The 25,197-nt window shown below is 71.2% G+C and carries 26 protein-coding genes and 1 tRNA gene; 16 read left to right on the forward strand and 11 right to left on the reverse strand.

Going from position 1 to position 25,197, the window contains the following annotated elements:
- Nucleotides 1-24 precede the first annotated feature (24 nt).
- From IFU40_RS14910 to mmuM, 5 genes are all read left to right on the forward strand, one after another.
- On the forward strand, nucleotides 25-1,017 hold the full coding sequence (locus IFU40_RS14910) for a Bug family tripartite tricarboxylate transporter substrate binding protein (protein WP_191926817.1): 993 nt from the start codon (nucleotides 25-27) through the stop codon (nucleotides 1,015-1,017).
- Nucleotides 1,014-1,655 carry a tripartite tricarboxylate transporter TctB family protein gene (locus IFU40_RS14915; RefSeq protein ID WP_070409295.1) on the forward strand — a complete coding sequence of 214 codons (642 nt, stop codon included), beginning with the start codon at nucleotides 1,014-1,016 and terminating at the stop codon, nucleotides 1,653-1,655. Before IFU40_RS14910 ends, IFU40_RS14915 begins: the two co-directional genes overlap by 4 nt.
- Nucleotides 1,643-3,199 carry a tripartite tricarboxylate transporter permease gene (locus IFU40_RS14920; RefSeq protein WP_191926818.1) on the forward strand — a complete coding sequence of 519 codons (1,557 nt, stop codon included), beginning with the start codon at nucleotides 1,643-1,645 and terminating at the stop codon, nucleotides 3,197-3,199. Before IFU40_RS14915 ends, IFU40_RS14920 begins: the two co-directional genes overlap by 13 nt.
- A gap of 203 nt (nucleotides 3,200-3,402) precedes the next feature.
- Nucleotides 3,403-3,909, forward strand: a complete 507-nt coding sequence (locus IFU40_RS14925; RefSeq protein ID WP_055839275.1) for a MarR family winged helix-turn-helix transcriptional regulator — start codon at nucleotides 3,403-3,405, stop codon at nucleotides 3,907-3,909.
- Nucleotides 3,906-4,760, forward strand: coding sequence for a homocysteine S-methyltransferase (gene mmuM / locus IFU40_RS14930; protein WP_191926819.1), 855 nt, complete (start codon nucleotides 3,906-3,908; stop codon nucleotides 4,758-4,760). The genes IFU40_RS14925 and mmuM overlap by 4 nt, the downstream gene beginning before the upstream one ends.
- 10 nt (nucleotides 4,761-4,770) lie before the next feature.
- On the opposite strand, the gene IFU40_RS14935 is transcribed toward mmuM, so the two are convergent.
- Nucleotides 4,771-5,775, reverse strand: a complete 1,005-nt coding sequence (locus IFU40_RS14935) for a hypothetical protein (RefSeq protein WP_191926820.1) — start codon at nucleotides 5,773-5,775, stop codon at nucleotides 4,771-4,773.
- 110 nt (nucleotides 5,776-5,885) lie between these two features.
- Nucleotides 5,886-6,359 (reverse strand): Lrp/AsnC family transcriptional regulator, encoded by a 474-nt coding sequence (locus tag IFU40_RS14940; protein ID WP_055939124.1) that lies wholly within the window; start codon nucleotides 6,357-6,359, stop codon nucleotides 5,886-5,888.
- Between the two features lie 154 nt (nucleotides 6,360-6,513).
- On the opposite strand from IFU40_RS14940, the gene ald reads away from it, so the two are divergent.
- Nucleotides 6,514-7,599: an alanine dehydrogenase gene (gene ald, locus IFU40_RS14945; RefSeq protein ID WP_070409299.1), complete on the forward strand. Its 1,086-nt coding sequence runs from the start codon at nucleotides 6,514-6,516 to the stop codon at nucleotides 7,597-7,599.
- Nucleotides 7,600-7,700: 101 nt separating this feature from the next.
- On the opposite strand, the gene IFU40_RS14950 is transcribed toward ald, so the two are convergent.
- Both IFU40_RS14950 and IFU40_RS14955 read right to left on the reverse strand, forming a co-directional pair.
- The gene (locus IFU40_RS14950; protein ID WP_191926821.1) at nucleotides 7,701-8,384 is read right to left on the reverse strand and encodes a response regulator; all 684 of its coding nucleotides are present in this window, start codon (nucleotides 8,382-8,384) and stop codon (nucleotides 7,701-7,703) included.
- Nucleotides 8,381-9,973, reverse strand: coding sequence for a sensor histidine kinase (locus IFU40_RS14955; protein ID WP_191926822.1), 1,593 nt, complete (start codon nucleotides 9,971-9,973; stop codon nucleotides 8,381-8,383). Before IFU40_RS14955 ends, IFU40_RS14950 begins: the two co-directional genes overlap by 4 nt.
- 137 nt (nucleotides 9,974-10,110) lie before the next feature.
- Between IFU40_RS14955 and IFU40_RS14960 the strand changes: the two genes are divergently transcribed.
- Together IFU40_RS14960 and IFU40_RS14965 are read left to right on the forward strand one after the other, a co-directional pair.
- Nucleotides 10,111-11,562 carry a cation:dicarboxylate symporter family transporter gene (locus IFU40_RS14960; protein ID WP_055839253.1) on the forward strand — a complete coding sequence of 484 codons (1,452 nt, stop codon included), beginning with the start codon at nucleotides 10,111-10,113 and terminating at the stop codon, nucleotides 11,560-11,562.
- Entirely contained in the window at nucleotides 11,559-12,392 is an 834-nt protein-coding gene (locus IFU40_RS14965; protein WP_191926823.1) for an aldolase/citrate lyase family protein, read from the forward strand. Before IFU40_RS14960 ends, IFU40_RS14965 begins: the two co-directional genes overlap by 4 nt.
- 123 nt (nucleotides 12,393-12,515) lie before the next feature.
- On the opposite strand, the gene IFU40_RS14970 is transcribed toward IFU40_RS14965, so the two are convergent.
- From IFU40_RS14970 to IFU40_RS14985, 4 genes are read right to left on the reverse strand one after another with little or no spacing between them, the layout of a single operon-like run.
- Nucleotides 12,516-13,070 (reverse strand): DnaJ family domain-containing protein, encoded by a 555-nt coding sequence (locus IFU40_RS14970; protein ID WP_191926824.1) that lies wholly within the window; start codon nucleotides 13,068-13,070, stop codon nucleotides 12,516-12,518.
- Complete coding sequence (locus IFU40_RS14975) at nucleotides 13,067-13,999, reverse strand: oxygenase MpaB family protein (protein ID WP_191926825.1); 933 nt, start codon at nucleotides 13,997-13,999, stop codon at nucleotides 13,067-13,069. Before IFU40_RS14975 ends, IFU40_RS14970 begins: the two co-directional genes overlap by 4 nt.
- Nucleotides 14,000-14,047: 48 nt before the next feature.
- Nucleotides 14,048-14,542: a hypothetical protein gene (locus IFU40_RS14980; protein ID WP_191926826.1), complete on the reverse strand. Its 495-nt coding sequence runs from the start codon at nucleotides 14,540-14,542 to the stop codon at nucleotides 14,048-14,050.
- Nucleotides 14,543-14,580: 38 nt separating this feature from the next.
- Nucleotides 14,581-14,991, reverse strand: coding sequence for a DUF4383 domain-containing protein (locus IFU40_RS14985; protein WP_055839241.1), 411 nt, complete (start codon nucleotides 14,989-14,991; stop codon nucleotides 14,581-14,583).
- A gap of 272 nt (nucleotides 14,992-15,263) precedes the next feature.
- Between IFU40_RS14985 and IFU40_RS14990 the strand changes: the two genes are divergently transcribed.
- From IFU40_RS14990 to IFU40_RS15005, 4 genes are all read left to right on the forward strand, one after another.
- On the forward strand, nucleotides 15,264-15,692 hold the full coding sequence (locus tag IFU40_RS14990; protein ID WP_191926827.1) for a YdeI/OmpD-associated family protein: 429 nt from the start codon (nucleotides 15,264-15,266) through the stop codon (nucleotides 15,690-15,692).
- A gap of 54 nt (nucleotides 15,693-15,746) precedes the next feature.
- Nucleotides 15,747-16,382, forward strand: a complete 636-nt coding sequence (locus IFU40_RS14995) for a hypothetical protein (protein ID WP_055839237.1) — start codon at nucleotides 15,747-15,749, stop codon at nucleotides 16,380-16,382.
- Between the two features lie 86 nt (nucleotides 16,383-16,468).
- Nucleotides 16,469-16,681, forward strand: coding sequence for a hypothetical protein (locus tag IFU40_RS15000; protein ID WP_191926828.1), 213 nt, complete (start codon nucleotides 16,469-16,471; stop codon nucleotides 16,679-16,681).
- A 51-nt stretch (nucleotides 16,682-16,732) separates the two neighbouring features.
- Nucleotides 16,733-19,012: a hypothetical protein gene (locus tag IFU40_RS15005; RefSeq protein ID WP_191926829.1), complete on the forward strand. Its 2,280-nt coding sequence runs from the start codon at nucleotides 16,733-16,735 to the stop codon at nucleotides 19,010-19,012.
- Between the two features lie 134 nt (nucleotides 19,013-19,146).
- Here IFU40_RS15005 and IFU40_RS15010 read toward each other — a convergent pair.
- Nucleotides 19,147-19,219, reverse strand: a tRNA-Arg gene (locus tag IFU40_RS15010).
- A 146-nt stretch (nucleotides 19,220-19,365) separates the two neighbouring features.
- Between IFU40_RS15010 and IFU40_RS15015 the strand changes: the two genes are divergently transcribed.
- Nucleotides 19,366-20,862 (forward strand): L-serine ammonia-lyase, iron-sulfur-dependent, subunit alpha, encoded by a 1,497-nt coding sequence (locus IFU40_RS15015; RefSeq protein WP_070409306.1) that lies wholly within the window; start codon nucleotides 19,366-19,368, stop codon nucleotides 20,860-20,862.
- A 54-nt stretch (nucleotides 20,863-20,916) separates the two neighbouring features.
- Here the strand turns inward: IFU40_RS15015 and IFU40_RS15020 are convergent, their stop codons facing one another.
- The gene (locus tag IFU40_RS15020; RefSeq protein ID WP_070409307.1) at nucleotides 20,917-21,348 is read right to left on the reverse strand and encodes a MarR family winged helix-turn-helix transcriptional regulator; all 432 of its coding nucleotides are present in this window, start codon (nucleotides 21,346-21,348) and stop codon (nucleotides 20,917-20,919) included.
- Nucleotides 21,349-21,660: 312 nt separating this feature from the next.
- On the opposite strand from IFU40_RS15020, the gene IFU40_RS15025 reads away from it, so the two are divergent.
- Complete coding sequence (locus IFU40_RS15025; RefSeq protein WP_342343541.1) at nucleotides 21,661-22,311, forward strand: Pr6Pr family membrane protein; 651 nt, start codon at nucleotides 21,661-21,663, stop codon at nucleotides 22,309-22,311.
- A 172-nt stretch (nucleotides 22,312-22,483) separates the two neighbouring features.
- On the opposite strand, the gene IFU40_RS15030 is transcribed toward IFU40_RS15025, so the two are convergent.
- Nucleotides 22,484-23,104, reverse strand: coding sequence for a histidine phosphatase family protein (locus IFU40_RS15030; RefSeq protein ID WP_055839222.1), 621 nt, complete (start codon nucleotides 23,102-23,104; stop codon nucleotides 22,484-22,486).
- Nucleotides 23,105-23,390: 286 nt separating this feature from the next.
- Here IFU40_RS15030 and IFU40_RS15035 point away from each other — a divergent pair, with 286 nt between their 5' ends.
- The gene (locus IFU40_RS15035) at nucleotides 23,391-24,197 is read left to right on the forward strand and encodes a Cof-type HAD-IIB family hydrolase (protein ID WP_342343542.1); all 807 of its coding nucleotides are present in this window, start codon (nucleotides 23,391-23,393) and stop codon (nucleotides 24,195-24,197) included.
- A 199-nt stretch (nucleotides 24,198-24,396) separates the two neighbouring features.
- The gene (locus IFU40_RS15040; RefSeq protein ID WP_191926830.1) at nucleotides 24,397-25,179 is read left to right on the forward strand and encodes an excalibur calcium-binding domain-containing protein; all 783 of its coding nucleotides are present in this window, start codon (nucleotides 24,397-24,399) and stop codon (nucleotides 25,177-25,179) included.
- Nucleotides 25,180-25,197: the final 18 nt, after the last annotated feature.

Below are 25,197 nucleotides of genomic sequence, written 5' to 3' on the forward strand. Positions count from 1 at the left end.
CGACGATGTCCCGGGAGGGCGACGATGCAGTCATCAGCGCGAAAGCGGATCACCGGAGCGATCGTGGGCGTCGCCGCCGCCGCCCTGTTCGTGACGGCGGGTCTGAGCGCGGCCGCGAGCGGCGGGGTGGCGAACCCCCGCACGAAGCTCACCATCGTGGCCCCGGCCGCCCCCGGCGGCGGGTGGGACACCTTCGGCCGCGAGGCCCAGCAGGTCATGCGCGAAGAGGGCATCGCCGGCGCCGTGCAGGTGATGAACATCCCGGGAGCCGCCGGCACCATCGGCCTCGGCGCGGTCGCCGAGATGGGCGATCGGCACGACATCATGCTCGTCACCGGCGGCGTGATGGTGGGCGGCGTGATCGTCAACCGCTCGCCCGTGAGCCTCGAGGACGTGCGGCCCATCGCGCGCCTCGCCGACGACTTCAACGTGCTCGTCGTGCCCGGCGACTCGCCCTTCCAGACCCTCGACGACTTCATGGCCGCGTTCCTCGCCGACCCCGAGGGCACCGCCATCGCGGGCGGGTCGCTCGGCGGCATCGACCACCTGCTCGCCGGAATGCTGGCCCAGCAGGGCGGCGTCGATCCGCAGCGCGTGAACTACCTCGCGTACCCCGGCGGCGGCGAGGTCGTCACCTCGCTGCTGTCGCACACCACGCAGGCGGGGCTCTCGGGGTACAACGAGTTCCGCGACCAGATCGAGTCGGGCAATCTCCGCGCCCTCGCGCTGTCGGCCGAGGAGCCGCTCGACGACGTCGACGTGCCCACCTTCCGCGAGCAGGGGGTCGATGTCGCCATGTCGAACTGGCGCGGGCTCGTGGCGCCTCCCGGCATCGACGACGAGGTGCACGCGGAACTGGTGGCCATGGCATCCGAGATGCGCGAGACCGACGCCTGGCAAGAGGTGCTCGCCCGCAACAGCTGGGTCGACAGCTTCCTCGTCGGCGACGAGTTCGCCGCATACCTGGCGGAAGAGACCGAACGCACGACCGCGATCATGAAGGAGCTGGGTCTGTGACCGAACCGTCCACCCTCACCACGGGATCGCTGCGCGTGCAGCGCACGCCCCGCTGGTACACCGGCCGCAGCGAGCTGGTGGTCGTCGCGGGAGTCTTCGTCCTCGCCGGGTTCATGACCCACGGCACGGTCACCATGCAGGTGCCCGCCGACGTCGCCGTCCCCGGTCCCCAGTTCTTCCCGATGCTCGTCAGCGGTTTCCTCTGGCTCGCCGGTGTCGGCCTGCTCGTTGAGGTGCTCCGCACGACCCGTCGCTCCCACGTCGCCGACGACCCCGTCGAGATCTCGAACGAGATGCTCGAGGACCTCGGCGCGATCGACGAGACCGGCGAGATCCGTGTCGTCTCACCCGAAGACGTCGCCTCGTCGTCGGCGCCGGCGCGCGTCGACTGGCGGACCCTCGGGATCACCGTCGTCAGCCTGGCCGCGTTCATCGTGGTGCTGCCGGTGCTCGGCTGGCTCCTCTCGGCCGCGGCCCTGTTCTGGGTGCTCTCGTGGGCGTTCGGCAGTCGCCGGCCCCTTCTCGACATCGGCGTTTCGGTGATCGTGTCGTCTCTCGTCCAGCTCGCGTTCGGCGCGGGCCTGGGCCTGTCGCTTCCCGCCGGCATCCTGGAAGGACTCTCGCCGTGGATCAGCTGATCAACCTCGCCGATGGATTCGCGGTCGCCTTCACGCCGCAGAACCTGCTCTTCCTCGTCATCGGCGCCGTGCTCGGCACCGCCGTGGGCGTGCTCCCGGGCCTCGGCTCGGCCATGGCGGTCGCGCTGCTGCTGCCGGTCACCTTCAGCCTCGACCCCACCGGCGCGTTCATCATGTTCGCGAGCATCTACTTCGGGGGGCTCTTCGGAGACTCGACCGCCGGCATCCTGCTCAACACCCCCGGCAACTCCTCGGCGATCGCGACGACGTTCGAGGGTCATCGGATGGCCAAGAGCGGCAGGGCGGCGAAGGCGCTCGGCACGTCGGCCATCGGCGCCTTCATCGGCGGCACGATCGCGTGCGTGCTGGTGGTGTTCTTCGCCCCGTACATCGTCGAACTCGCCAAGGTCTTCGGCCCCGCGGAGTACTTCGCGCTCGCCGTCTTCGCGTTCGTGGCGATCTCGGCCGTCGTGGCCGACTCGATCGTGCGCGGTCTCGTCGCCCTGGGGCTCGGCTTCGCCCTGGCGCTGGTCGGTATCGACGGGATGACGGGAGCCGAACGCTTCACCGGCGGCAGCCCTGTGTTCTTCGACGGGATCTCGATCATCGTGATCACGGTCGGTCTGCTCGCCATCGGCGAGGTGCTGCACGTGTCGTCGCACATCCGCCGCGCGGGCGGACCGGGCAAGCTCGTCACACCCAGCGGCTCGCCGCTGCTGTCACGGAGCGAATGGCGTCAGGCCCTGCCCGCGTTCCTGCGGGGCACGGCGTTCGGCGTCCCGTTCGGGGCGATCCCGGTCGGCGGGTCGGAGGTACCGACGTTCCTGGCCTACGGCACCGAGAAGCGCCTGGCCCGCCGCCGCGGTGACACCGATTTCGGCTCGCGCGGAGCGATTCAGGGCGTCGCCGCCCCCGAGGCTGCCGGCAACGCCACCGCCGGCTCCGCGATGGGCGCGCTGCTCGGACTCGGCCTCCCCACCTCGGCCACGGCGGCGATGATGATCGCCGCGTTCCAGCAGTACGGGATGCAGCCGGGCCCGCTGCTGTTCGAACGCTCCGGCGATCTCGTCTGGCCGCTGCTGGCGAGCCTGTTCCTGGGCCTGATCATCCTGCTGATCATCAACCTGCCGTTCGCGGCGGTCTGGGCCAAGCTCCTGCTCATCCCGCGCCACTACCTGTACGCGGGCATCACCGTCGTCGCGATGCTCGGCATCTACGCGATCGCCTCGCGCGTGGTCGACCTGTGGCTCGCGCTGGCGATCGGCGTCGTCGGGTTCGTCATGCGGCGCTTCTCGATCCCGCTCGCTCCGGTGCTCATCGCCGCGATCCTCGGACCCATGGCCGAGACGCAGCTGCGCCGGGCGCTCGCCGTGTCGGAGGGCGACCCCACGATCCTCGTCGCCTCGCCGCTGACCATCGTGCTGTACGCGCTGCTCGCGATCATCGTGACGGTGAGCGTGCTGCAGCACGCCCGTCATGCTCGCCGCGAGCGCCTCGAGGCCGCCGCCCGCCGCGACGCGCCGGTGCCCGCAGTGCGTCGCTGACCGCTGCGCCTCCTCGGCGTTTCCCCGAGGTCGAGTGTCCGAGACACGCCGGTCGTGCCCCTGGCCGCGCGGCGCGTCTCGGACACTCGACGCCCTCCGGCCGACGCAGGGCGCCGCGCCCCTCGGGCCGGCGCATCTCCCAAAGCCCCGCACACGCCCCCGCCGCGCGCCGCATCCCCTCGCGGCTCCGGTACCGTCGAGGTGTGACTACCGCCAGCAGCAAAGACGACGAGGTCGACCTGCTCATCGACGCGTGGTCGCAGCTGCTGCCCGAGGTCGACCTCACCCCGCTCGACGTCATGTCGCGCCTGCGTCGTGCGGCGTTCCACCTGTCGAAGCTGCGCGCGAAGGCGTTCGCCAGCGCGGGCATCGCCGTGTGGGAGTTCGACGTGCTGGCCGTGCTCCGCCGCGCGGGCACCGAGCTGAGCGCGACGCGCCTGATCACCGCCACGATGATCGGCAGCGCCGCCATGACCAACCGTCTCGACAAGCTCGCCGAGCGCGCTCTCGTCCACCGGCGCCCCAATCCCTCCGACGGCCGCGCGATCCTCGTCGCGATCACCCCCGAGGGCATCGAGCGCGTCGACGCCGCGATGACCGAGCTCGTCCGCCTCGAGGGCGAGGCCCTGCGCGATGTCAGCCGCGGCGACCAGGCCCTGCTCGCCAGCGCCCTGCGCGTGCTCGCTGCGGGCGAGACGCACGAGGCGTGATCGACCTCGCCGCGACCCTGCGGCAGCGTCCCGTCGTGCTCGACGGCGGCCTCGGCACCCTGCTCGAGGCCCGCGGCAACGACGTGTCGTCGGCCCTCTGGTCGGCGCAGGTGCTGCGTGACGCCCCCGACGAGATCCGCGCGGCGCACGCGCAGTTCGCCACCGCGGGCGCCGAGATCGTGATCACGGCGTCGTATCAGGTGGGGTTCGGCGGCGAGATCCCCGATGCCGAGGTCGAGACGCTCCTGCGACGTTCGGTGTCGCTCGCGCGAGAAGCCGCCGACGTCGTGGTCGCGGCATCCGTGGGTCCGGTCGGAGCGCTGCGCGCCGACGGCAGCGAGTACACGGGAGAGTACGGACTCTCGCTCGACGAGCTGCGTCGCGCGCATCGACGGCGCCTGCACGTGCTGGCCGACGCCGGGGCCGACGTGCTCGCGGTCGAGACGATCCCCTCTCCCCTCGAGCTCGAGGCGGTGGCGCTCGAGCTCGCCGACCTCGGAGTCCCCGCGGTGGTGAGCCTCTCGGCCGACAGCACCGGTTTCTCCGTTTCCGGCTCTCGAGCCGCGGCGCTGCGCCTCGCGGCATCCGTTCCCGGGGTCCTCGCCGTCGGCGTGAACTGCTGCGCGCCCGACACGGTGCTGCCCGCGCTGGCCGAGGCGCCCGGCATCGCGCTCGTCGCCTACCCGAACACGGGGGAGCGGTGGGATGCCGAGACCCGCACCTGGCACGGCGGCACCGCCCCGCTGGCCGAAGGCGTTCCCGCGTGGGTCGCCGCGGGAGCGCGCATCGTGGGAGGCTGCTGCCGCTCGATGCCGGCCGACATCGCCGCGATCGCTGCGGCGGTGCGCTGACCCCGCACGGTCACCGCGCGTCGAACCCGGGGAGCGCGGCGCCGCCCCCGTCGACGACCTCCTCGCCGGCCAGCGGAGTCACCGACGGCGGCAGCTCCCGATCGCTGCGGCGGAGCGAACGCGGAGCGGCGGTGGTGAGCAGCGCGACCTCTTCGGGTTTCCAGCCGTGGGAGTCGCGCATGCGCGCGCTGAGCGTCGAGACGGCCGAGGGGTGCGCGACTTCGACGCCGTGCATCGCGTCGACGGCCGAGGGGTCGACCTCGCGGGCGGCCAAGCGCAGGTCCAGCAGCAGGGCGAGCACGCGGTCTCTCCCGTACGCCGCGGTCGCGAGCTTCCAGTCGCCGATCACCACGGCGGTGCGGGGCCGGCGATCGGCGTAGGTTCCGACGGTCGCCGGGCGCCCCACGAGGGCGACCGAGAGTCCCGTCAGCATCATCGCCGTGATGGCTGCGACGACGATCCCCGCGGGCGAGAAGACGAGGTCGGCGGCGGGGGATCCCAGACCGGGCAGCGCCGTCACCGCTCGACCCGCCGAGTAGAGGGCGTAGGCGGCCGTCGTCACGAGCAGCACTCGTCGAGAGCTTCGGGGGAGCGCGCGGTTGCGCACGGTGAGCAGCGCGCAGACCGTGCAGCTGAGGGCGAGAGCGGCCGCCTTGACCACGAGCGCGCCGCCGTGCGGAAGCAGCGCGGAGCTCGCCGCGACCCCCGCCCCGACGACCAGCACGAAAGCCACGGCCGCGCGCAGGCGCCGCCCACGGGGTGCCGACACCGCGAGGCACATCGTCGCCGGACCGAGCACCATGGCGGTGTCGGCCATCACCTGTGACACTGCTCCACCGCCGTTGAAGCGCACCACGTACAGGGTTCCCGCGCCCACCGACATGGCGCCCGCCACCGATGACAGTCGCAGGAAGACGCCGAGAGGGGTGGGGCTTCCCACGCGCGGCAGCACGATGACGATGATGCCGGCGGCCAGGCCGGCGCACATCACGACCACCCCGATCGACAGCAGCATGGCACCCCCGCGCCCCATCATGCCGCCGCGCCGCACGCGCCGTGGAGTGGGGGCGGGTGTTGACGCCGGGCGTGGAACGTGACAGGGAGTCGACGTCGCCGTACGCGGGATCAGTCGAAATCGGCCGCCACGGCGTTGCGGTGGTACTCGAAGATGATGCTCGTGCGCGTGGATGCCACGCTGTGCCGCGCCGAGAGGTGATCGACGACGAAGCGTCGCACGGCCGAGGAGTCATCGACGGCGATGTGCACGAGGAAGTCGTCGGCGCCGCCCAGGAAGAACAGCTGGATGACGTCGGGATGCCGGCGCACTTCCTGCGCGAAGGCGTGGATGCTCTCCTGCCGCTGCCCGGGGCGCAATGTCACACCGACGATCGCCTGCAGCCCGCGGCCGAGGCGACGCTGATCGACGGCGGCGTGGAACCCGGTGACGAGGCCGCGGTCGACGAGCGAGCGCAGGCGCGAGTGCGCGGTCGAGGGGGCGACCCCCAGCGCCTCGGCCAGTGCCGCGTTGGTCATGCGCGCGTCGACCGAGAGCAGCTCGATGATGCGGGCGTCGTGCGGGTGCAGTTCGTCGTCGGGCATCGCAGATCCTTCGGCCGTCGGTCGCGCTCGGAGCGTCAGGATCCGACGATACGCGTGCTCCTCGACCGCTGCGCGAAGAATCTGCGGGTTTACACCACCGAAACACCCTGTTCTGCGATTCTTCCGGCACGCCCATCCGCTCGAGGAGGAACCCATGCGCGTCTCTGTGCCGACCGAGATCAAGAACAACGAGAACCGCGTCGCCATGACCCCCGCCGGGGTCGACGCGCTCGTGCACCGCGGCCACGAGGTCCTCGTGCAGGCCGGTGCCGGGGTCGGGAGCGGCTTCGCCGACGAGCAGTACCGCGCAGCGGGGGCCGAGATCGTTCCGACCGCCGACGAGACGTGGGCGCGGGCCGAGCTGCTGGTCAAGGTGAAGGAGCCCATCGCGCCCGAGTACGGCTTTCTCCGCCGCGACCTCACCCTCTTCACCTACCTGCACCTCGCCGCCGACCGCCCTCTCACCGACGCGCTCATGGCCGCGGGCACCACGGCCGTGGCCTACGAGACCGTGCAGACCGCCGACCGTGCGCTCCCGCTGTTGGCGCCCATGAGCGAGGTCGCGGGACGCCTGTCGATCATCGAGGGCGCGCATCACCTGCTGCGCGCGTCGGGCGGGCGCGGCCTGCTTCCCGGTGGCGTTCCCGGCACCCCGCGGGCCAAGGTCGTCGTGATCGGCGGCGGCGTCGCGGGCGAGCACGCCGCGGCCAACGCGCTGGGCCTCGGCGCCCGGGTGACGGTCGTCGACATCTCGCTGCCCAAGCTGCGCCAGCTCGAGGAGCGCTTCGGCGGCGCCATCGAGACCCGCGTCTCGACGCGCCTCGAGATCGCGGAGCAGCTCGCCGACGCCGACCTCGTGATCGGTTCGGTGCTCATCCCGGGCGCCGCCGCCCCGAAGCTGGTCACCGACGAGATGGTCGCGTCGATGAAGCCCGGCTCGGTGCTCGTCGACATCGCGATCGACCAGGGCGGCTGCTTCGAGGGCTCTCGCCCGACCACGCACGACGCGCCCACGTTCCGCGTGCACGAGGCGCTGTACTACTGCGTCGCCAACATGCCCGGCGCCGTTCCGCACACCTCCACGCGGGCGCTGTCGAACGCCACGCTCCCCTACATCACGCGGATCGCCGACGCGGGCTGGGAGTCCGCGGCATCCGCCGATCCCGCCCTCGCGAGGGGGCTGAACGTGCGCGCCGGCGTCGTGGTGAACGAGGGCGTCCGCGCCGCCTTCTCGCTCTGACTCCCCAGACGTCCTTCACCCCCTGTTGAGTGTCCGAGACACGCCGCGCGCCTGCGCGCCCGAGCGGCGTGTCCTGGACACTCGACGGGGGCTCGAGCGACTCAGCCCCGCACCCACGCGTACGTGATCTCGGGGCGCCCCTGTCCGCCGTAGCGGGGCTCGCGGCGCACGCGGCCGACGTCGGCGAGGTGCTCGAGGTAGCGCCGGGCGGTGACGCGCGACATGCCCTCGCTCTCGCCGAGCTCGGTCGACGACACGGCTCCGGATGCCGTGCGCACCCGTTCCGCCACGGCCTGCAGCGTCTCATCGCTCAGGCCTTTCGGCATGAGGGGCGGCGCCACGGTGCGCAGTGACCCGAGCAGCGCGTCGACCTCGGACTGCGTGGCCTCTCCGGCTGCGCGGTCGAGGCCCTCGATGTACGCGCGGTACGCCTCGAGGCGCTCGCGGAACGCGGCGAACGCGAACGGCTTGATCAGGTACTGCACGACGCCGATCGAGACCGCGGCGCGCACGGTCGCGGCATCGCGGACCGCCGTGACGGCGATGATGTCGACGCGCGAGCCCGCGGCACGCACGCGCCGGGCGACGTCGAGACCCGAGCCGTCGGGCATGGTCATGTCGAGCAGCACGAGGTCGATGCGGCGCTGCGCGTCCGACAGGGCGGTGAGCGCGGCCCGGGCGCCGGCGGCCTGCCCGACCACTTCGAAGCCCGGCACCCGCGCGACGTAGGCGGTGTGCAGTTCGAGGGCGAGCGCGTCGTCGTCGACGACCAGCACCCGGATCATGACGGCGCCCCCGCCAGGAACACGCGCACGGTCGTGGGGTCGGTGCCCAGCTGCAGGGTGCCTCCGTGCGCTGCGACGATGTCGCGCACGAGGGCCAGGCCCACGCCGCGCCCGCCGACGGCATGGGCGGGTTTGGTCGAAGCCCCGAAGGCGAAGGGGTCGTCGAGTGCGGGGTCGAACCCGGCTCCGCTGTCGCTCACCTCGAGCACGACGTCGCCGCCGCCCTCGCGCACCACCACGCGCACCCACCGCGGCTCGGCGCCCGAGCTCGCGGCATCCAGGGCGTTGTCGACGAGGTTCCCCACGATCGTGACCGCCTCGGCCGGGGCCAGGGGCAGTGCGGGCGTCGGTTCGGCGACGTCGAGGTCGAGGCGCACGTCCCGCTCGGCGGCCTCGTCGAGCTTGCCGAGCAGCAACGCGACGACCACGGCGCCCTCGTCGTCGGACACCAGGCGGTCGGCGAGTTCTTGCCGTTCCCCCGTGGATGCCACGATCAACCGCCGCGCGTCGTCGATCCGCCCGAGTTCGAGAAGCGCCAGCAGCGCGTGCAGCCGGTTGCCGTGCTCGTGCGTCTGCGAGCGCAGGGTGTCGCTGAGGGTGCGCACGCCCTCGAGTTCGCCGAGCAGCGCCTGCAGCTCCGAGCGATCGCGCAGGGTCATGACGTGTCCGCGTTCGGGGGCGCGGCGGCCGGCGAGGTCGCGGGCCTCCTCCTGGTTGACCAGGAGCACGCGGTCCCCGTTGACGATGGTCTCCTCGACCATGCGCCGCCCGGTGACGATGGCGTCGGCCAGGGCGGCGTCCATCTCGACGTCGCGGGGGTCGAGCGAGACCTGCCCGCTCGTCGCCGGTGGCAGGGCGAGCAGGTCGGCGGCTTCGTCGTTGTACAGCACGATGCGTCCGTCGCGATCGGTGACCACGAGCCCCTCGCGCAGCGAGTGCAGCACGGTCTCGTAGCTCTCGACGAGGCGCGACAGCTCGCCCGGGGTGTACGACCCCGTCACGCGGCGCGCACTGCGGCGGATGTAGAGGGCGCCCAGCACGCCGAAGCCGACGATGGCGGCGGCGGCGGCGGCGATCACCGGCACGCGGGCGGCGAGGTCCTGCTGCACGGCGCCGAGCGTCACGCCCACGGCCACGAGTCCGACGATGGTGCCGTTCTCGTCGCCGCCGTCGCGGATCGGGACGATCGTGCGCACCGAGGGGCCGAGCGTCCCCTCGTACACCTCGGTGAACGACTCGCCCGCGAGTGCCTCGGCCCGCGAGCCCTGGTACTGCTGCCCGATCTCGGAGCGGTTGCGGTGGGTGAGCCGGATGCCGTCGGGGGTCATGATCGTCACGAACGACAGTGAGGCGTCGTCGAGGATGTACTCGACCATGGGCTGCAGCGCGTCGGAGTCGCCGCGTTCGACGAGGTCGGCGACGTCGGGTTCGTGCGCGAACGTCTCGGCGACCGAGCGCGTGACCTGCTCGGCCTCGCGCTGGCCGGAGTCGCTCAGCTGCATCGAGAGCAGGGCGGCGAGGACTCCCGCGACGAGCACGACGACGCCGAGCGCCACGAGCGCCAGGCGTCCACCCACGCTCAGTCGCATCACCGCACCTTTCGTCGCGCTTGCCGTGAACAATACGACCACAAATCGCTCCCGCGTCCCGCGTCGATCAAAGTCATGACATCGACCGGCACCCCCGCCGGACTCAACGAAGGCGTTCAGAAAAGGGGAAGTCGCCCATGGCACTCTCACTCCGCACCACCCGAGACGGTCGGCCTCGGAAGAAGATCGACCGCAACCACTGGCTCTACATCTCGGTCATCATCGCCGTCGTCGCCGGTGTCGTCGTCGGTCTCGTCGCTCCGGCGTTCGCCACCACGCTCGAGCCGGTCGGCAAGGGCTTCGTCAGCCTCATCAAGATGATGATCGCCCCGGTCATCTTCTGCACGATCGTCGTGGGCATCGGCTCGATCGCCAAGGCCTCCACGGTCGGCAAGATCGGCGGCCTGGCGATGGTCTACTTCCTCGTGATGTCGTCGTTCGCGCTCATCATCGGCCTCGTCGTCGGCAACATCATCCACCCCGGCGAGGGCCTCAACATCTCGGGCTCGACGTACGAGGCGGCCGCCGAAGCGACCACGACCCAGGACTTCATCCTCGGGATCATTCCGACCACGTTCTTCTCGGCGTTCACCGGCGGCAGCATCCTGCAGGTGCTGTTCATCGCCCTTCTCGTCGGCTTCGCCCTGCAGGGCATGGGCGAGCGCGGCGCGCGCATGGTCGAGGGCATCCGCAACTTCCAGGTGCTCGTCTTCCGCATCCTCGGCATGATCCTCTGGCTCGCCCCGATCGGTGCCTTCGGCGCGATCGCCGCGGTCGTCGGCAAGACCGGCTTCCAGGCCGTGATCAGCCTCGGTGTCCTGATGGGCGCGTTCTACCTCACGTGCTTCCTCTTCATCACCCTCGTGCTCGGAACGCTGCTCTACGTCGTGACTCGCACCAACATCTTCACGCTGATGAAGTACCTCGGTCGCGAGTACCTGCTCATCGTCGGCACCTCCTCGTCCGAGGCGGCTCTTCCCCGCCTCATCGCCAAGATGGAGCACCTCGGTGTCTCGAAGCCCGTCGTCGGCATCACCGTCCCGACCGGCTACTCGTTCAACCTCGACGGCACCGCGATCTACCTCACGATGGCGTCGCTGTTCATCGCCTCGGCCATGGGCTCGCCCATGTCGATCGGCGAGCAGATCGGCCTCATGATCTTCATGATCATCGCGTCGAAGGGGGCGGCCGGTGTCACCGGTGCCGGCCTCGCCACCCTCGCCGGCGGCCTCTCGGCCTACCGCCCCGACCTGGTCGACGGCGTCGGCGTGATCGTCGGCATCGACCGGTTCATGTCGGAGGCCCGTGCGGTCACCAACTTCACCGGCAACGCCGTGGCCACGATGCTGATCGGCGTCTGGACCAAGCAGTACGACGGTCAGCGTGTGCGCGAGGTCCTCTCCGGCAACATCCCGTTCGATGAGACCCTGCTCACCGGTCACGACCACTCGGCCACCCCGGCGGCGGATGCCAAGGAGCTCGCTTCGGCAGAGGTCGGCGCCGGCCCCGCCGTCAAGGTCGACACGCAGTCGCTCGACGCGTTCCGCGCACAGGCGGCGGCGGAGGCGGCGGCGCGGGGTCGTTCGTGAGCCTGACGCACGACACCTCGGCGGGGGCGGCTTCGGTCGCCCCCGCCCCGGCGCGTGTCGACCTCGCGCGCACGTGGATGCTGCGCTCGCCGCTCGTCGGCGGCCTCGAGACGTCGGCCGATGTGCTGGTGCTCGACCTCGAAGACGGCCTCCCGGCCGGGCGCAAGGCCGAGGGTCGGGACCGCGCCCGCGCCGCGGCCTCCGACGCCCCGGTGTGGTTGCGCATCAGCGCCGCCGGAACCCGCGACGGCCAGGCCGACCTCGCTCTCGGTCGCGAGCTCGATGACCGCCTTGCCGGCGTCGTGCTGGCGATGTGCGCCGGGCCCGCCGACGTCGCCCATGTGGCGGCATCCCTCCCCGCCGGTGTCCCCATCGTCGCCATGGTCGAATCGGCTGCGGCCCTGTTGGCCGCCCCCGCGATCGCCGCGCACCCGGCCACCCGCCGTCTCGCGTTCGGCACCGGGGACTTCCGCCGCGACACCGGCATGGGGGTCGACCGCATCGCCCTGTCGTGGCCGCGGGCGCAGCTGGTTGTCGCCTCCGCCGCGGCCGGTATCGCCGGACCGATCGACGGCCCGTGCGGCCCGGTGGATCAGGCTCAGGATGCCGCCGCGCACGCCGTCGCGATGGGATTCACCGGCACTCTCGCGCTCCACGATGCCGCCGTCGCCGGCGCACATGCCGCGTTCACGCCGTCGCCGGCCGAGGTCGACGCCGCTCTCGCGCTGCTGTCGGTGACGCCCGACGGTCCGGTCGACGGATCCTACGCCCCGACCCTCGCGCGTGCCCGCGCCCTGGTGGAGCGCGCCGAGGCGTTGGCCTCGCTCTGACCGCAGCCCTGAGCCTGTCGCGGGGCCGGCCCGCGTTCCGGTCCCGGTGATGTCGACGAGGTCGGGATCCGTCTGTCGCCGGGTCTCCGTCTCAGCGCCCCGGGCCCCCAGCCGGTCGGCGCCTCAGCGGCCCCGCCCGAACCAACGCCGACGCCGAGCCGGTGCCACAGCGACCGCCGCCTCGCGTGCACGCCGCCGCTCGCCCCATGCCCGCACCTCGGCCTCGACGTCGACGGTCGGCGTCACCACCGGCGGCCCGCCCTGCAGCTGACGGCGGGCTTCGATGACCCGGCGGTTGAAGTCCTCCACGGCTTCCCGCACCTCGGGCTCGCGCGTGAGGGCGTCCAGCCTTTGCGCCATCTCGGCGTGCTCGACGCGCAGGGTCAGCGCGGGCGGTCCGAGCCCGGTGAGCTGCTCGGTCTCGATCTTGCGGCGGATCCACCAGTCGGGGTCGTGAGCGCCGCCGAGGTCGGGGAGGGGCTTGCCCGCGCCGGGGAGGTCGTCGAACTCGCCGCGTCGGATCGCCTGCTGCAGCGCCGTCTCGACGAAGGCGGCGCGTTCTGCTGCCGTCGACCCCCGCGCGGGGCGCTCGTCCGACGCGGGCTCGAGAAGGCCGTCGTCGTGGAGCGCGCGATCGAGGCGATACCGTTCGGCTGCCTGGCGGGGGTCGTCGCTCACGCGGCCTCCCGCCCCTCACGCTCCAGGCGCCGCAGCCGCTCGCGCGCCATGTCCTGGGCCCGCGGGCCGGAGCCCAGGGCCCGCTCGGTGACGCGCAGGATCACGCGCGTGAGCGTCAGGACGGGAAGAGGCCAGCGCCGCACGCCGAGCATCTTCCGGTAGCGGCGGGGGATCGTCGCCACCGCCGCCGCGAACAGCACGCGGTACGACAACCCCATGACGCCGGGGAACGGCGGTCGGCGCAGGAACGAGACCACGTCCGCGACCCGTTCGTCTCCGCGCAGCTCGCCACGCTCCCAGAACCCGTCGATCTCGGCGCGCAGGGCCGCGCGCGTGAGGGGCGGGTCGACGACCCGCATGAGCCGCCCCGCGGTCGCCCAGTCGGCGACGTAGGCATCGGGTCCGCCGGGGATGGGTTTCTTCGAGGCCTCGTGCCCGGCGAGGAACGCATCGGTGAAGGCCAGGTGCACCCACCGCACGAGGTCCTGCGCCTCGGCCGTGTACCGGCGTTCCTTCCCGTCGCCCGCCTGGTACTCGCCCTTCACCCGTTGGTGGAAGCGCCCGACGCGGGCGGTCTCGGCATCCGCCTGCGTGCGCGAGCCGTAGGTCAGCGTGATGACCCAGCGCACCGTGCCGGTGAGGCGTCCGATCGGATCCTCGCGGTAGCGCGACCAGTCGTGCACGCCCGCCAGAGCCCCCGGGTGCAGCGCCTGCAGCAGCAGGGCACGGATGCCGGCGACCAGAGTGCCCATTCCGGCGTGCACGGTCCACGCGGGACCGTTCTCGACGAAGTAGCCGGCGTCGTCGCCCTCGGCGATCGCGCGCACGTAGGGGGCCATGCCGGTCGGGTCGCCCGCGAGGGCGACGAGGATCTTCCCGCGCAGCGACTGGATCCAGTCGGGAGCGGGGGAGTGGGGAGCGTCGGTCACCCTTCCAGCGTGCCACCGTCTGAGCGGGTGGGCTCCGTGGAGAGAGGGTCAGTGACCTTCGTGGGTGATGACGGGCACGGTGCCGTCGTCGCGTAGCAGCACGGCGTTCTGCGTAGCGCCGAGGGCGGGGGTGACGACGACGGCGATGACGGCGGCGGCGACCAGCAGGCCGATCACGCTCATGGGTTTGGCGGTGCGCTCGGGTGCGGCGGCCCGGCGTTGCCGGCGTAGGTGCACGGCCGTGGTCGCGCCGACGACCACCAGCAGAAGGGATGCCGCGGCGACGGCCACGATGCTGGTGCGCGCGGGAGCGGCGAACATCAGGGCGAAGACGGTGAACAGAGAGACCAGGCTGCCCGCGAGGGCGGCCCGGGGGGTGACGAGGCGCCCGGCGGAGAGAACCGCGGCGCCCCAGACGAGGGCGGCGAGTCCGAGGACCACCGCCCCGACTCCGAGGCCGCGCGCGGCGACCCCGGAGCCGGTGGTGATGATGGCGCCCGCACCGAGGGCGGCGGTGATGAGCCCGGCCCCCCATGCGGACACGGAGGGCCACGACCGTACGAACGTCGCGGCGGTCATCGTCAGACCGCTGCGGTGCGGGGGACGTTGCGCTCGGTGCCCAGGCCGACACCCAGCAGCACGACGGCGCTGCCGAGGTGCAGGAAGTGGTCGGGCACGTTCAGGGCGAGGATGTTCGCCGAGGTGCCGACCAGGAAGAAGCCGACGATGCCGAGCAGCAGGTAGACGGCGCCGACGGTCGTGTTGACGCCCTTGGCGGCGCGTGCGTTGGCCAGACCCGCGACGAGCAGCGCGCCACCGATCAGAAGGTGGGCGATGTTGTGCAGCGGATTGACCTCGAAGATGCCCAGCAGCAGGCCACCCTGCGTGGCGATGAATCCGACACCGCCGGTGACGGCGAAGCCGAGCAGACCGACGAGCAGGTAGACAGCGCCGAAGACGGTGGCCACGAGACGGTTGGGTGATGAGCTCATGATGAACCTCCCAGAGAGTTGGCAGCGACCGTCCGGCCGCGTCATCTCATCTTCGGAGACAATCCATGGTTCGGATTGGCCTTTGCGTCAGTGGCAGGCGATCCGGTAGAACCCGGGGGTGTGGGGCGACTCCCGAAAACGACAGAAGGCCCCCGAGTACTCTCCGAGGCCCTCCGTTATATAGCCGACCATAGGTGAGAGGCGAACGCCGACTCGGGGCATTGCGTTTCACCCGGTGTTCACGTAACCCGCGGTTCTGCCACACTGCGGTCATGCGTTTCGAGACGACCCTGTCGCAGATCGGCAACAACACCGGTATCGCGGTGCCCGCCGAGGTGGTCGAGGCCCTCGGCGGCGGCAGACGCGCCGCCGTCGTCGTCGATGTGAACGGGTACGTCTATCCCAGTACGCTCGCCGTCATGGGCGGGCTGCAGCTCATCCCGTTCTCGGCCGACAAACGCGCGGCGACGGGGTTGTCGGGCGGCGATCCGATCGTCGTCGAGCTGCGACTCGACACCGCTCCGCGCACCGTCGAGGTACCCGATGATCTCGCCGCGGCTCTCGACGCGGCGGGCGCGCGCGCCGCGTTCGACGCTCTCGCTCCCAGCGCGCGAAAGGCCCACGTCGCGAACGTCGAGGGAGCCAAAACGGCCGACACCCGCGCGCGGCGCATCACCTCCCTCGCGACGAAGCTCGGTTGACCTCGACGGACCGCGTGGGGGACGCGCGACCGATAGCCTGGAGCGGGAGGTCACGTGGGGCGCACGAAGGAAGCCATCGCCGAAGGGCTGTCGATCGCGACGGCCGCGGCCCGGCTTTCGCTGCGCAATCGCATCCTGGTCGAGACGATCGCCCGAGGCGGTCACTTCGACGGTGACGTCTTCGCGGAGTTCGCCCGTAAGACGCTGAGCTCTCTCGCCGACGAGCAGGACCAGGCCGCCGAGCGCGTGACGCATCAGCGAAAGCGTGCGTGGGGCCGATTCTCCGACTCCTCGGGAACCCACGACTACCGCGACCGTGACACCCGCAACCTGCGGCGTCGCGCCAAGCAGTCGCACGGCGTCGCCAAAGAGCTGCGTGCCCTCGCCGACGATCCCGAGCGCGTGCGCCAGCTCGTCGCCGCGGCGCGCATCGCGGCCTGGGGTGACGTCGAGGCCAATCTCAGTCAGCGTCTCGACGTCGAGGGGATGACGGCCGACGCCGACCCCGAATACGCGACGATGCGGCGTGCCCGCATGGATGCCCTGCGCATGGTCGACCTCGCCCGCCTCGCGTCGCAGGCGAAGCGCCGGGCGAAAGACAAGGCCGAGGCGGCCGAGGCGGCCTCCGAGGCCGCGCCGACGACCGGCGGCGGCAAGAGCGGCAAGAAGAAGAAGTCGGCCGCGCTCTGACGCGACTCCGGAGCGCGGCGAGGGCGGCGTCCGGATGCCGACGCCGTGCGCAGCCGCGGTCGACGGCTACACGGAAGGCGGATGCCATGGCGAAGCGACGGTTCGGACGCACGGCTCGGGTCGCCCGGCCGGGGTACGCGATGGTGTCGGTGAGCGCGCGCGACGCGAACGGGTTCGTGCACCACTACGACGACATCGAGGCATCGCTCGATTCCCTGCGCGAGGCCATCGCGATCCTGCAGCGCACATCAGCGCGGGACGATGCCGCGTCCGGCGACGAGGCCGACCCACTCTCCTGAGACGCGATCTCGCTCGAAGAACGCGCTTTCTCGAGTCGATAAGCTTCGCCCGTGAAACCGCTGGGACAGCCGCGTCGCCCCTCTCGATTCCTGACCATTCTCGCGACGCTCGCGTTCACGGCGAGCGCCCTCGTGCCCAGCGGCGTGGCCACGGCCGCGTCGGCGGTCGATACGCCGCCGGCAGCCGAGGTCGCCGCGTGCCGTGCGCCGGCGGGGGAGAGTCCGCTTCGGGAGGGATTCCCCCTGCCGGCGAACGCGCTTCCCCCCTCGGGTTCCCCGGTGGTCGCGACGCTGTACGTCGACTTCGACGATGCGCCCGGAGACCCTCGGGAGATCCCCGGGATCGAGGAGACCCTCGACGTCTCGGTGAAGGCGCTCGACGACGCTTCGCGCGGCGCATTGACCCTTCAGCGACGGTCGCATCCCGAGTGGACGCGCCTGGCCGGATCCTCTGCTGAGTGGGAGGAGGGTCAGCAGGATCTCGCGAGTGCCGTCGCCGCCACCGACGACGTCGTCGACTTCTCGAACGTCGACGTGGTCTGGGTGGTCTGGACGACGAAGACCCCGCGTGACGCCTTCCGCTCGCACGCGGGCAACGACTACCAGGTCGTGGCCGACGGACGCACTCTGACGCACGGGGCGCTGCTGCGGCAGGTCGATCTCAACGGGGGCGGCCATTGGGTGCCCACGCACGAGATGGGTCACGTCCTCGGTCTGCCCGACCTGTACGACACCTCGAATGACGGGGCACCGTCCACGCGATGGACCGGACCGTGGGACCTGATGGGCTCGACGATCGGTCCGGGGCATGCGTACTTCGCCTGGCACCGATGGATGCTCGGCTGGGCGAGCGACGCACAGGTTGCCTGCGTGCTGCCCGGTGAGACGCGCGCCGTGTCTCTCTCGCCGGTGCAGTCCGACGGCCCGACCCTGCTCGCCGCGGTGCGTCTCGACGCCTCGCGCGTGCTGACCGTCGAGTCCCGGCGCGCCGAGAAGTGGGACGTCGGCATTCCCCACGAGGGCGTCCTCGTGTCCACCGTCGACGTGTCTCGCACGACGGGCGACGGCCCGATCCAGGTCGAGTTCGCCGATGGCCGGCATCCCGACGTCCGGAATGAGACGACGCTGCTGAACGCCCCGCTGCGCGTCGGCGAGACGTACACGGATGCCGCGACGGGCGTCTCCATCCACGTGGACAGCATGGGCGCAGACGTCGATGTCGTGCGGGTGGACGCGTCGTCGATCACCCCGCGGCCCGTGACCGCCACGAAGACGATCGCCACGTACCGGACCACGAACGACGGCGCAAAGATCATCCCGCTCGATGACCTCGTCACCCGCGACACGGGAGTGGATGCCGTCGCCTTCGGCACGTTCGATCTGAGAGACGACGGCGCGTTCCTCAGGAATGGAGAGCCCTTCTTCGCCGACACCGACCCGGACGCACGGGCCGAGCTCGCCGAGGTCCGTGCTGCCGGGATCCCCGTCGTCGTGACCCTCGGCGGCGAGTCCGCGTCGATCTGGTCGGTGCTGAGCCAGGACTTCGACCGCTACTACGGAAACCTCCGCGGGTATCTGCAGATGAACTCGTTCGACGCCGTCGAGCTCGACATCCGCACGGACCTCGACACGGGCATGATCGTGCGACTGGTCGACGCTCTGCGCCGTGATCTCGGCCCGCTGTCCACCGTGTCGCTCGTCGGTGACGAGGCGGCGTTCGCGGGAGCAAGCGACTCGGCTCCCGACTATCCCGCCGTCGCGGCGGCGCGCGGCGACGACGTGGCGTGGTTCGCTCTTCGCCTCGCCTGCGACGCCGTGGTGACCGGCGACGACTACCGCCGGTTGGTCGACCAACTGGGGATGCCGCCCGAGAAGGTCGTCCTGTCGGCCAGCACCTCGCCCGCTCTCTGCCCCGCGGGAAGCGCGTTCACCTCACCCGACGAGCTCGCTCGATCGCTCCAGGACATCGTCGCTGCCGAGCCGCGGTTCGGCGGAGTCCGGGGGGACGAGTACGCGGGGGCCCTTCCGGGCGGTGCGTCGGCACCGTGGCAGTGGTTCGCGACGATGACCGCCGCGATGAACGACCCCGCGCCGCAGCCGACGGTGTCTCCGCAGCCGACGGCTTCGCCGGATCCGACGGCGTCGCCGGAGCCGAGCGTCTCGCCGGAGCCGACGGCCTCCGCGGGCCCGACCGCGTCGGCCGCACCCGGCCGTCCGAGCGCGCTCGCCCAGAGTGGCACCGTGGTGTGGCTCGGGCTTCTTCCCGTCGCGGGAGCGATCATCGCCGCCGGCGTTCTGCTGTCCGCGCGGAGGCGTCGGACGACGAGCTGAGATCCGGTGCTGCTCTCTTCACGAGGCAGGGAGAGCAGCACCGAATCGCGGCGGCGGATCGTCTCCGCCCGAAAACGAGACAAGGCCCGGTCGGAATTTCTTCCGGACCGGACCTCTACTGTCTCAACACAGTGTGCGCCCGAAGGGACTCGAACCCCTAACCTTCTGATCCGTAGTCAGATGCTCTATCCATTGAGCTACGGGCGCAGGGCCTCCGCGCGAAACGGCGCGCAGGCCGTGGTCAAGCATAGCCGCGACCCCGGGGCACGTCTAATCGGCCCCGAACGGCGTGCATCCCGGGCGTGGCGCACAGGTGACCACACGGTGTCGGACGGGACACGTACGCTGGCGACATGAGCGCCTACGTCTCCGCGTTCGAGCTGTTCTCCATCGGGATCGGACCCTCGAGCTCCCACACCGTCGGCCCCATGCGCGCGGCCGTCGATTTCGCCGCCCGGCTGCGCGCTCACGGCATCCTCGAGCGGGTGGCATCTGTCTCGTGCGCGCTCTACGGATCGCTCGGTGCGACCGGCATCGGCCATGGCACCCCCGACGCCGTCGTGGCGGGCCTGCAGGGCCTCGAGCCCGAGACCGTGGATCCGGATGCCGTCCGCCGCGCGTGGTCGGACTGGCCCGACGGGCGTTCCCTCCGCCTCGCCGGCGAGCACGAGATCCCGTTCGCGAAGAGCGATGTCGCCCTGGTGCCCCGGACGCGCCTTCCCGGGCATCCCAACGCCCTCACCCTCGTCGCGCGCGACGCCGACGGGGTCGTCCTCGTCGAGGAGACGTTCTACTCGATCGGCGGGGGCTTCATCCGCCGCGAGGGCGAACCGTCGGCTGTCGCGGCCGCGCCCATGCCGCTCGCCTTCGACGACGCGGCCACCCTGATCGAGCTGTGCGACGAGCGCGGCATCACCATCGCCGAAGCCGCGCGCCTCAACGAAGCGGCCCTGCGCTCCGACGACGAGATCGCCGCGGGCCTCGACCGCATCTGGGACGCCATGGCCACCTGCGTCGACGCCGGCCTGCGCAACGACGGGGTGCTCCCTGGCATCCTGAAGGTCAAGCGCCGAGCCGCCGTCATCCGAGGACAGTTGGATGCCATCGAGGCCGAGGGGCATCGAGAGTTGCCGGGGGAGTGGCTCGGGGCGTTCGCGCTCGCCGTGAACGAAGAGAACGCGGCCGGTGGTCGAGTCGTGACGGCGCCCACGAACGGCGCGGCTGGAATCCTTCCGGCGGTGGCGATGTACTGGTGGCGTTTCCTCGCCGACTCGGGACTGGGGGCGGGCAACGCCGTGACCCCCTACGGCGAGCTGGTGGGCAGCGCTCTTCTCGGGTACGACGGCCACGCCGTCACCCGCGGCGAGGTCGCCGCGTGGGACGACGGTGACGTGGCCGAGGCGAACCGTCGCCGTGGAATTCGGCGCTTCCTGCTCACCGCGACGGCGCTCGGCTCGCTCTTCAAAGCCAACGCGTCGATCTCGGGCGCTGAGGGCGGATGCCAGGCCGAGGTCGGCTCCGCGTGCGCGATGGCTGCGGGTGGTCTCACCGCCGTCATGGGTGGGACGAACCGGCAGATCGAGAACGCGGCCGAGATCGCGATGGAGCACCATCTGGGCCTGACGTGCGATCCGGTGGGTGGGCTCGTGCAGATCCCCTGCATCGAGCGCAACGCCATCGCCGCGTCGACGGCGGTCACCGCGGCGCGGCTCGCCCTGCGCGGCGACGGCTCGCACTACGTCTCGCTCGACGCCGTGGTCGAGACCATGCGCCAGACCGGCATCGACATGTCGACGAAGTACAAAGAGACCAGCGAGGGCGGCCTGGCGGTCAACGTCATCGAGTGCTGACGCCCGTGGCTCGGCTGGTCGCGGCGCGCCCGCGGACCGGCCAGGAGGCCGCCGTCAGGCGGGGGCGCGCAGTTTCGCGGTGAGCGCCTGCAGCTGGGCGAGCTCGTCGTTGTCGAGGCGCGCCATGCGCGCGGCGATCGAGCGGCCGTGTGCGGCGGCGATGCCCCGGAACGTGACGGCGCCGGCTTCGGTGGCGGTCACGAGCGAGCCTCGACCGTCTTCGGGGTCGGCGCACTTGGTGAGCAGACCTCGCGTGACCATGCGCTCGACCAGGCGTGACACGCTCGGCTGGCTGATGAGCATGTTGCCCGTGACGTCGCGCAGGCGTGCCGTCATGCGCGGTGACCGTGTGACGGTGAGGAGCACGTCGTACTCGGCCTGCGTCAGCTCGGTGCTGTCGAAGTCGGACCGGATGTCTTCGAACACCTCGTGCTGTGCGCGGAAGAGGCTCTCCCACGCCTGCACGGCGAGACGTCGATCGGTCATGCATTCAGCGTAGAGGGAGGACGCCTCGGGAGGACGCGCTCTCGGGTCCCTCCTGTGGACAAAGAGTAAGGGCCGGTCGGAGAGGCTTCCGACCGGCCCTTGTCCCTGCACCAAGAGTGTCCTGCAATCACATGTCGGTAGCTGCCACAGCAAAACAACTACCGTGCGAGCACTCTATAACGACGAGATAACGGAAGGGAAGAGTTCGCCGTTATCTTTTCGTGATCGCGTTCGCCGGGGGACTCCGGGTCGCAGCCGGATCCGCATCGGCTGCTTTCGTCGTTCGACCGGAGCCTCCCTAGGCTGGTCGACGTGCCCTCGTCCGTTGCCGATCGTCGCGTGATGCTCGTCATCGGGTGGACGCGCATCCTGGTTGCCGTCGCCGTCGTGGGAGTCCTCCTCCTCACCTTCGCGGGACGCGTCGCCGTCGGAGACGACAATCCCTTCGACTACTTCGGCTACTTCACGAACCAGACCAGCCTGCTCACGAGCGGCGTGCTCATCGCGACGGGGGCTCTCACGGTTTCCGGGCGTCCCGTGCCGCGCTGGCTGACGAGCGCACGAGCCGTCGCCGTGGCGTGCCTCATCGTGGTCGCCGCGGTGTACAACGTGCTCGTGCCGGGGACGGGATCGGCGCCCGCCTGGGTGAGCGCGATCCTGCACGTGTTCTTCCCTCTCTTCGTCCTGGTCGACTGGCTGATCGTCGGAGACCGTCGCCCTCTGTCGTGGGGCAGGTTGTGGATCGTCCTCCCCTACCCGCTTGCCTGGCTGACTGTCGTCCTCATCCGCGGAGCCACGGACGGCTGGGTGCCGTATGGGTTCCTGCTGCCGGAGCGGGGCGCCGTGTCTCTCGTCGGGCATTCGATCGGGATTCTTCTCGCGCTCGTCGCGGCGGGCGCCCTTGCGTGGGCGGGCTCGCGCGCACCCGGCGTCGTCCTGCGCGCCGGACCGGCCCGCGACTAGCGAACGGGCGGGCGACTGCTCACGCGTCCGCGGTCACTCCGTCCGGGGTGCGCGGTCGCGCGACGCCGAGGCTTCGGCATCCGGAACCACGCCGGACCAAGGACTCGTTTGCGCTCGGCGGATCGCTGAGGTGCGCACGGCATCGTCGAGACCGGATGCCGGGAGGCCGGGGTCAGCGTCCGCGCACGTGGTTCCACTGCGTGATGACCTCGGAGCCGTGCTCGAAGCCGAGTTCGCTGACCGCGGAGGTGCCGAGCACGAAGTAGCGACCGCCGGCGGCGGTGAGCCCGAGCCAGACGCCGGCCAGCGCACGCAGGAAGTGCGAGTGCGAGAAGAGCAGAACCTGTTCGCCGGCGCGCACGCGGGGGCGGAGCTCGTCGAGAAGCGACGCCGCGCGTGCGGTCACCTGCTCGATGCTCTCGCCGGGGGTCGCGCCGGCCGGCGCCCCCGACTGCCAAATGGTCCAGGGGCGGCCGAGCTGCTCGATGATCTCGGGAGTGGTGAGGCCTTCGTAAGCGCCGTAATCCCACTCGACCAGGCGGGGCTCGTGCTGCGCCCGCGGAAAGCCCGCCCGCCGCGCGGTTTCGACGGCGCGCTCGAGGGGGCTCGTGAGCACGAGGTCGTACCGGCGGGTCGCCAGCAGGGTGCCCGCGAGCTCGGCCTTGTATGCGCCGGTCTCGGTGAGTGGGATGTCGGTGAGCCCGGTGTGGCGACCGGTGCGGCTCCACTCGGTCTCGCCGTGGCGCACCAGAACGAGGCGTCCGTCGGGTTCGGTCAGGTCGTCGTCCTTCACGGAACCATCCTCGCGCGTCGAGAGCCGTCGGGGGAACGCCACGACCCGGGAAAGGACGAAGGGCCGGTCGAGAAAACCCGACCGGCCCTTTCCTGCACCAGAGTGTCCTGCAATCACATGTCGGTAGCTGCCACAGCAAAACAACTACCGTGCGAGCACTCTATAACGGTGGGGTAACGGAGCGGAAGAGTCGGCCGTGATGATTCTGTTATTCATAGTTTTCCCAGGTTCGGGATGCCGGGTCGGCCGCCGCGTGCCCCGCTCCGGAGCCTGCGAGGATGGCCGCGTGCCCCACGACATCCGCCTCATCGCCGTCGACATGGACGGCACCCTTCTCGACGCGTCCGGGAACGTGCCCGAGACCCTCTGGGGTCTGCTCCCCAGGCTCGAAGAACGTGACGTGACGTTCGTGCCCGCGTCGGGACGCCAACTCGCCACCCTGCGCGCCACCTTCGGCGAAGCGGCGGATGCCATGACCTTCATCGCCGAGAACGGCGCCTACGTCGTACGAGCGGGGGTGGAAGTGGCATCCGACGCACTGGAACCCGCCGTCGTGGCACGAGTCGTCCAGCGCCTGCGCCGCCTCTCCGCCGAGGGATACGATCTCGGCGTCGTGGTGTGCGGCAAGCGCTCCGCCTACATCGAGCGCACCGACGAGGCGTTCCGCTCCCAGGCCGCGATCTACTACGCCGCCCTCGAGATCGTCGACGACGTGCTCGCGATCGACGACGACGTCCTGAAGATCGCCGTGTACGACTTCGCGCTCGCCGAGGACAGCGTCGGACGAGCGCTCGACGAGATCGCCGAGACCCATCGCGTCGTCGTCTCGGGACAGCACTGGGTCGACATCATGAATGCCGGCGTCGACAAGGGCGTCGCCCTGCGCCGTTTGCAGGCGGCCCTCGACGTCACCCCCGCGCAGACCGTCGCATTCGGCGACTACCTCAACGACCTCGAGATGCTGGATGCCGCCGACTGGTCGTTCGCCATGCACAACGCCCACCCCGATGTCGTCGCCCGCGCGCGCCACCGGGCTCCGTCGAACGTCGACCACGGCGTGATCACGACGATCGAGGATCTGCTCGCCGGCTGAGAGGCCGCGAAGATCGCACGCCGCGGGCGACCCCGACGCGCCGTGAGGGCGGCATTTACACACCAATGCGATGAGCGTGAGCCCCGAAGCGCAGTCGCATTCGAAATCCTCCGCCGGCCTCCTCCATGATGACCACGGGGGTGCGCCGCTCGGCGCACGCAAGACCGACGGCGATGACGCCGTCGACAAGGGGGATGACATGAGTGACTCTGGCCTGCCCGTTGCCGGGTGGTACCCGGCTGCGCACGCGAACGGTGAACAGAGGTACTGGGACGGTGCCGCCTGGATTGAGCCGACCACCCCGATCGTCACCACGGTCCCACCCACTCCCGCGCGACGCCGACTCTTCGCCGCACGCGACGCATCCGCACCCGCCGTGTCCATGCCGGGCTCGGCCGGGACGGGCGTGCCCGCCTCGACTCCCGAGGCCGCCGTCGCACCGACATTTTTCGCCCGGCCGGTGAAGCGCCGCACGGGTGCGATCGTCGCCGGTGCCACGCTCGTCCTCGGGCTGGTCCTCGGGTCCGCCATCGGAGGCACGACGGCGCAGTCGCAGACCGCCGCTCTGACCGCCCAGGTCGCCTCCCTCGAGGTCGAGATCATCGACGCCGCCGAATCTGTGACCGACGCAACCGCCGACGTGAAGCAGGCCACGGCCGAGTTGGCCGAAGCGAAGTCCGAGGTGGCGAAGGCCGAGAGCGATCTGGCCGCCTCGACCGCAGAAGTGAACAAGATGAAGGATGCCGCGACCGTCGCCCAAACCGAGCTCGACGCCCGCGCCACCCAGATCGCTGATCTGCAGGGACAGGTCTCGGCCCAGGCGGCTCCCGCCCCCGCTCCCGCCCAGCCGGCGGCACCGTCGGCGACCTACTACAAGAACTGCAGCGCCGCCCGTGACGCGGGTGCGGCCCCCGTGCGCCGAGGAGACCCCGGTTACGGCTCGCACCTCGACCGCGACGGAGACGGCGTCGGCTGCGAGTGACCCCCCCCTGGCGCCGGC

It is taken from the genome of Microbacterium sp. CFBP 13617, from assembly GCF_014839445.1.
Classification (GTDB): Bacteria; Actinomycetota; Actinomycetes; order Actinomycetales; family Microbacteriaceae; genus Microbacterium.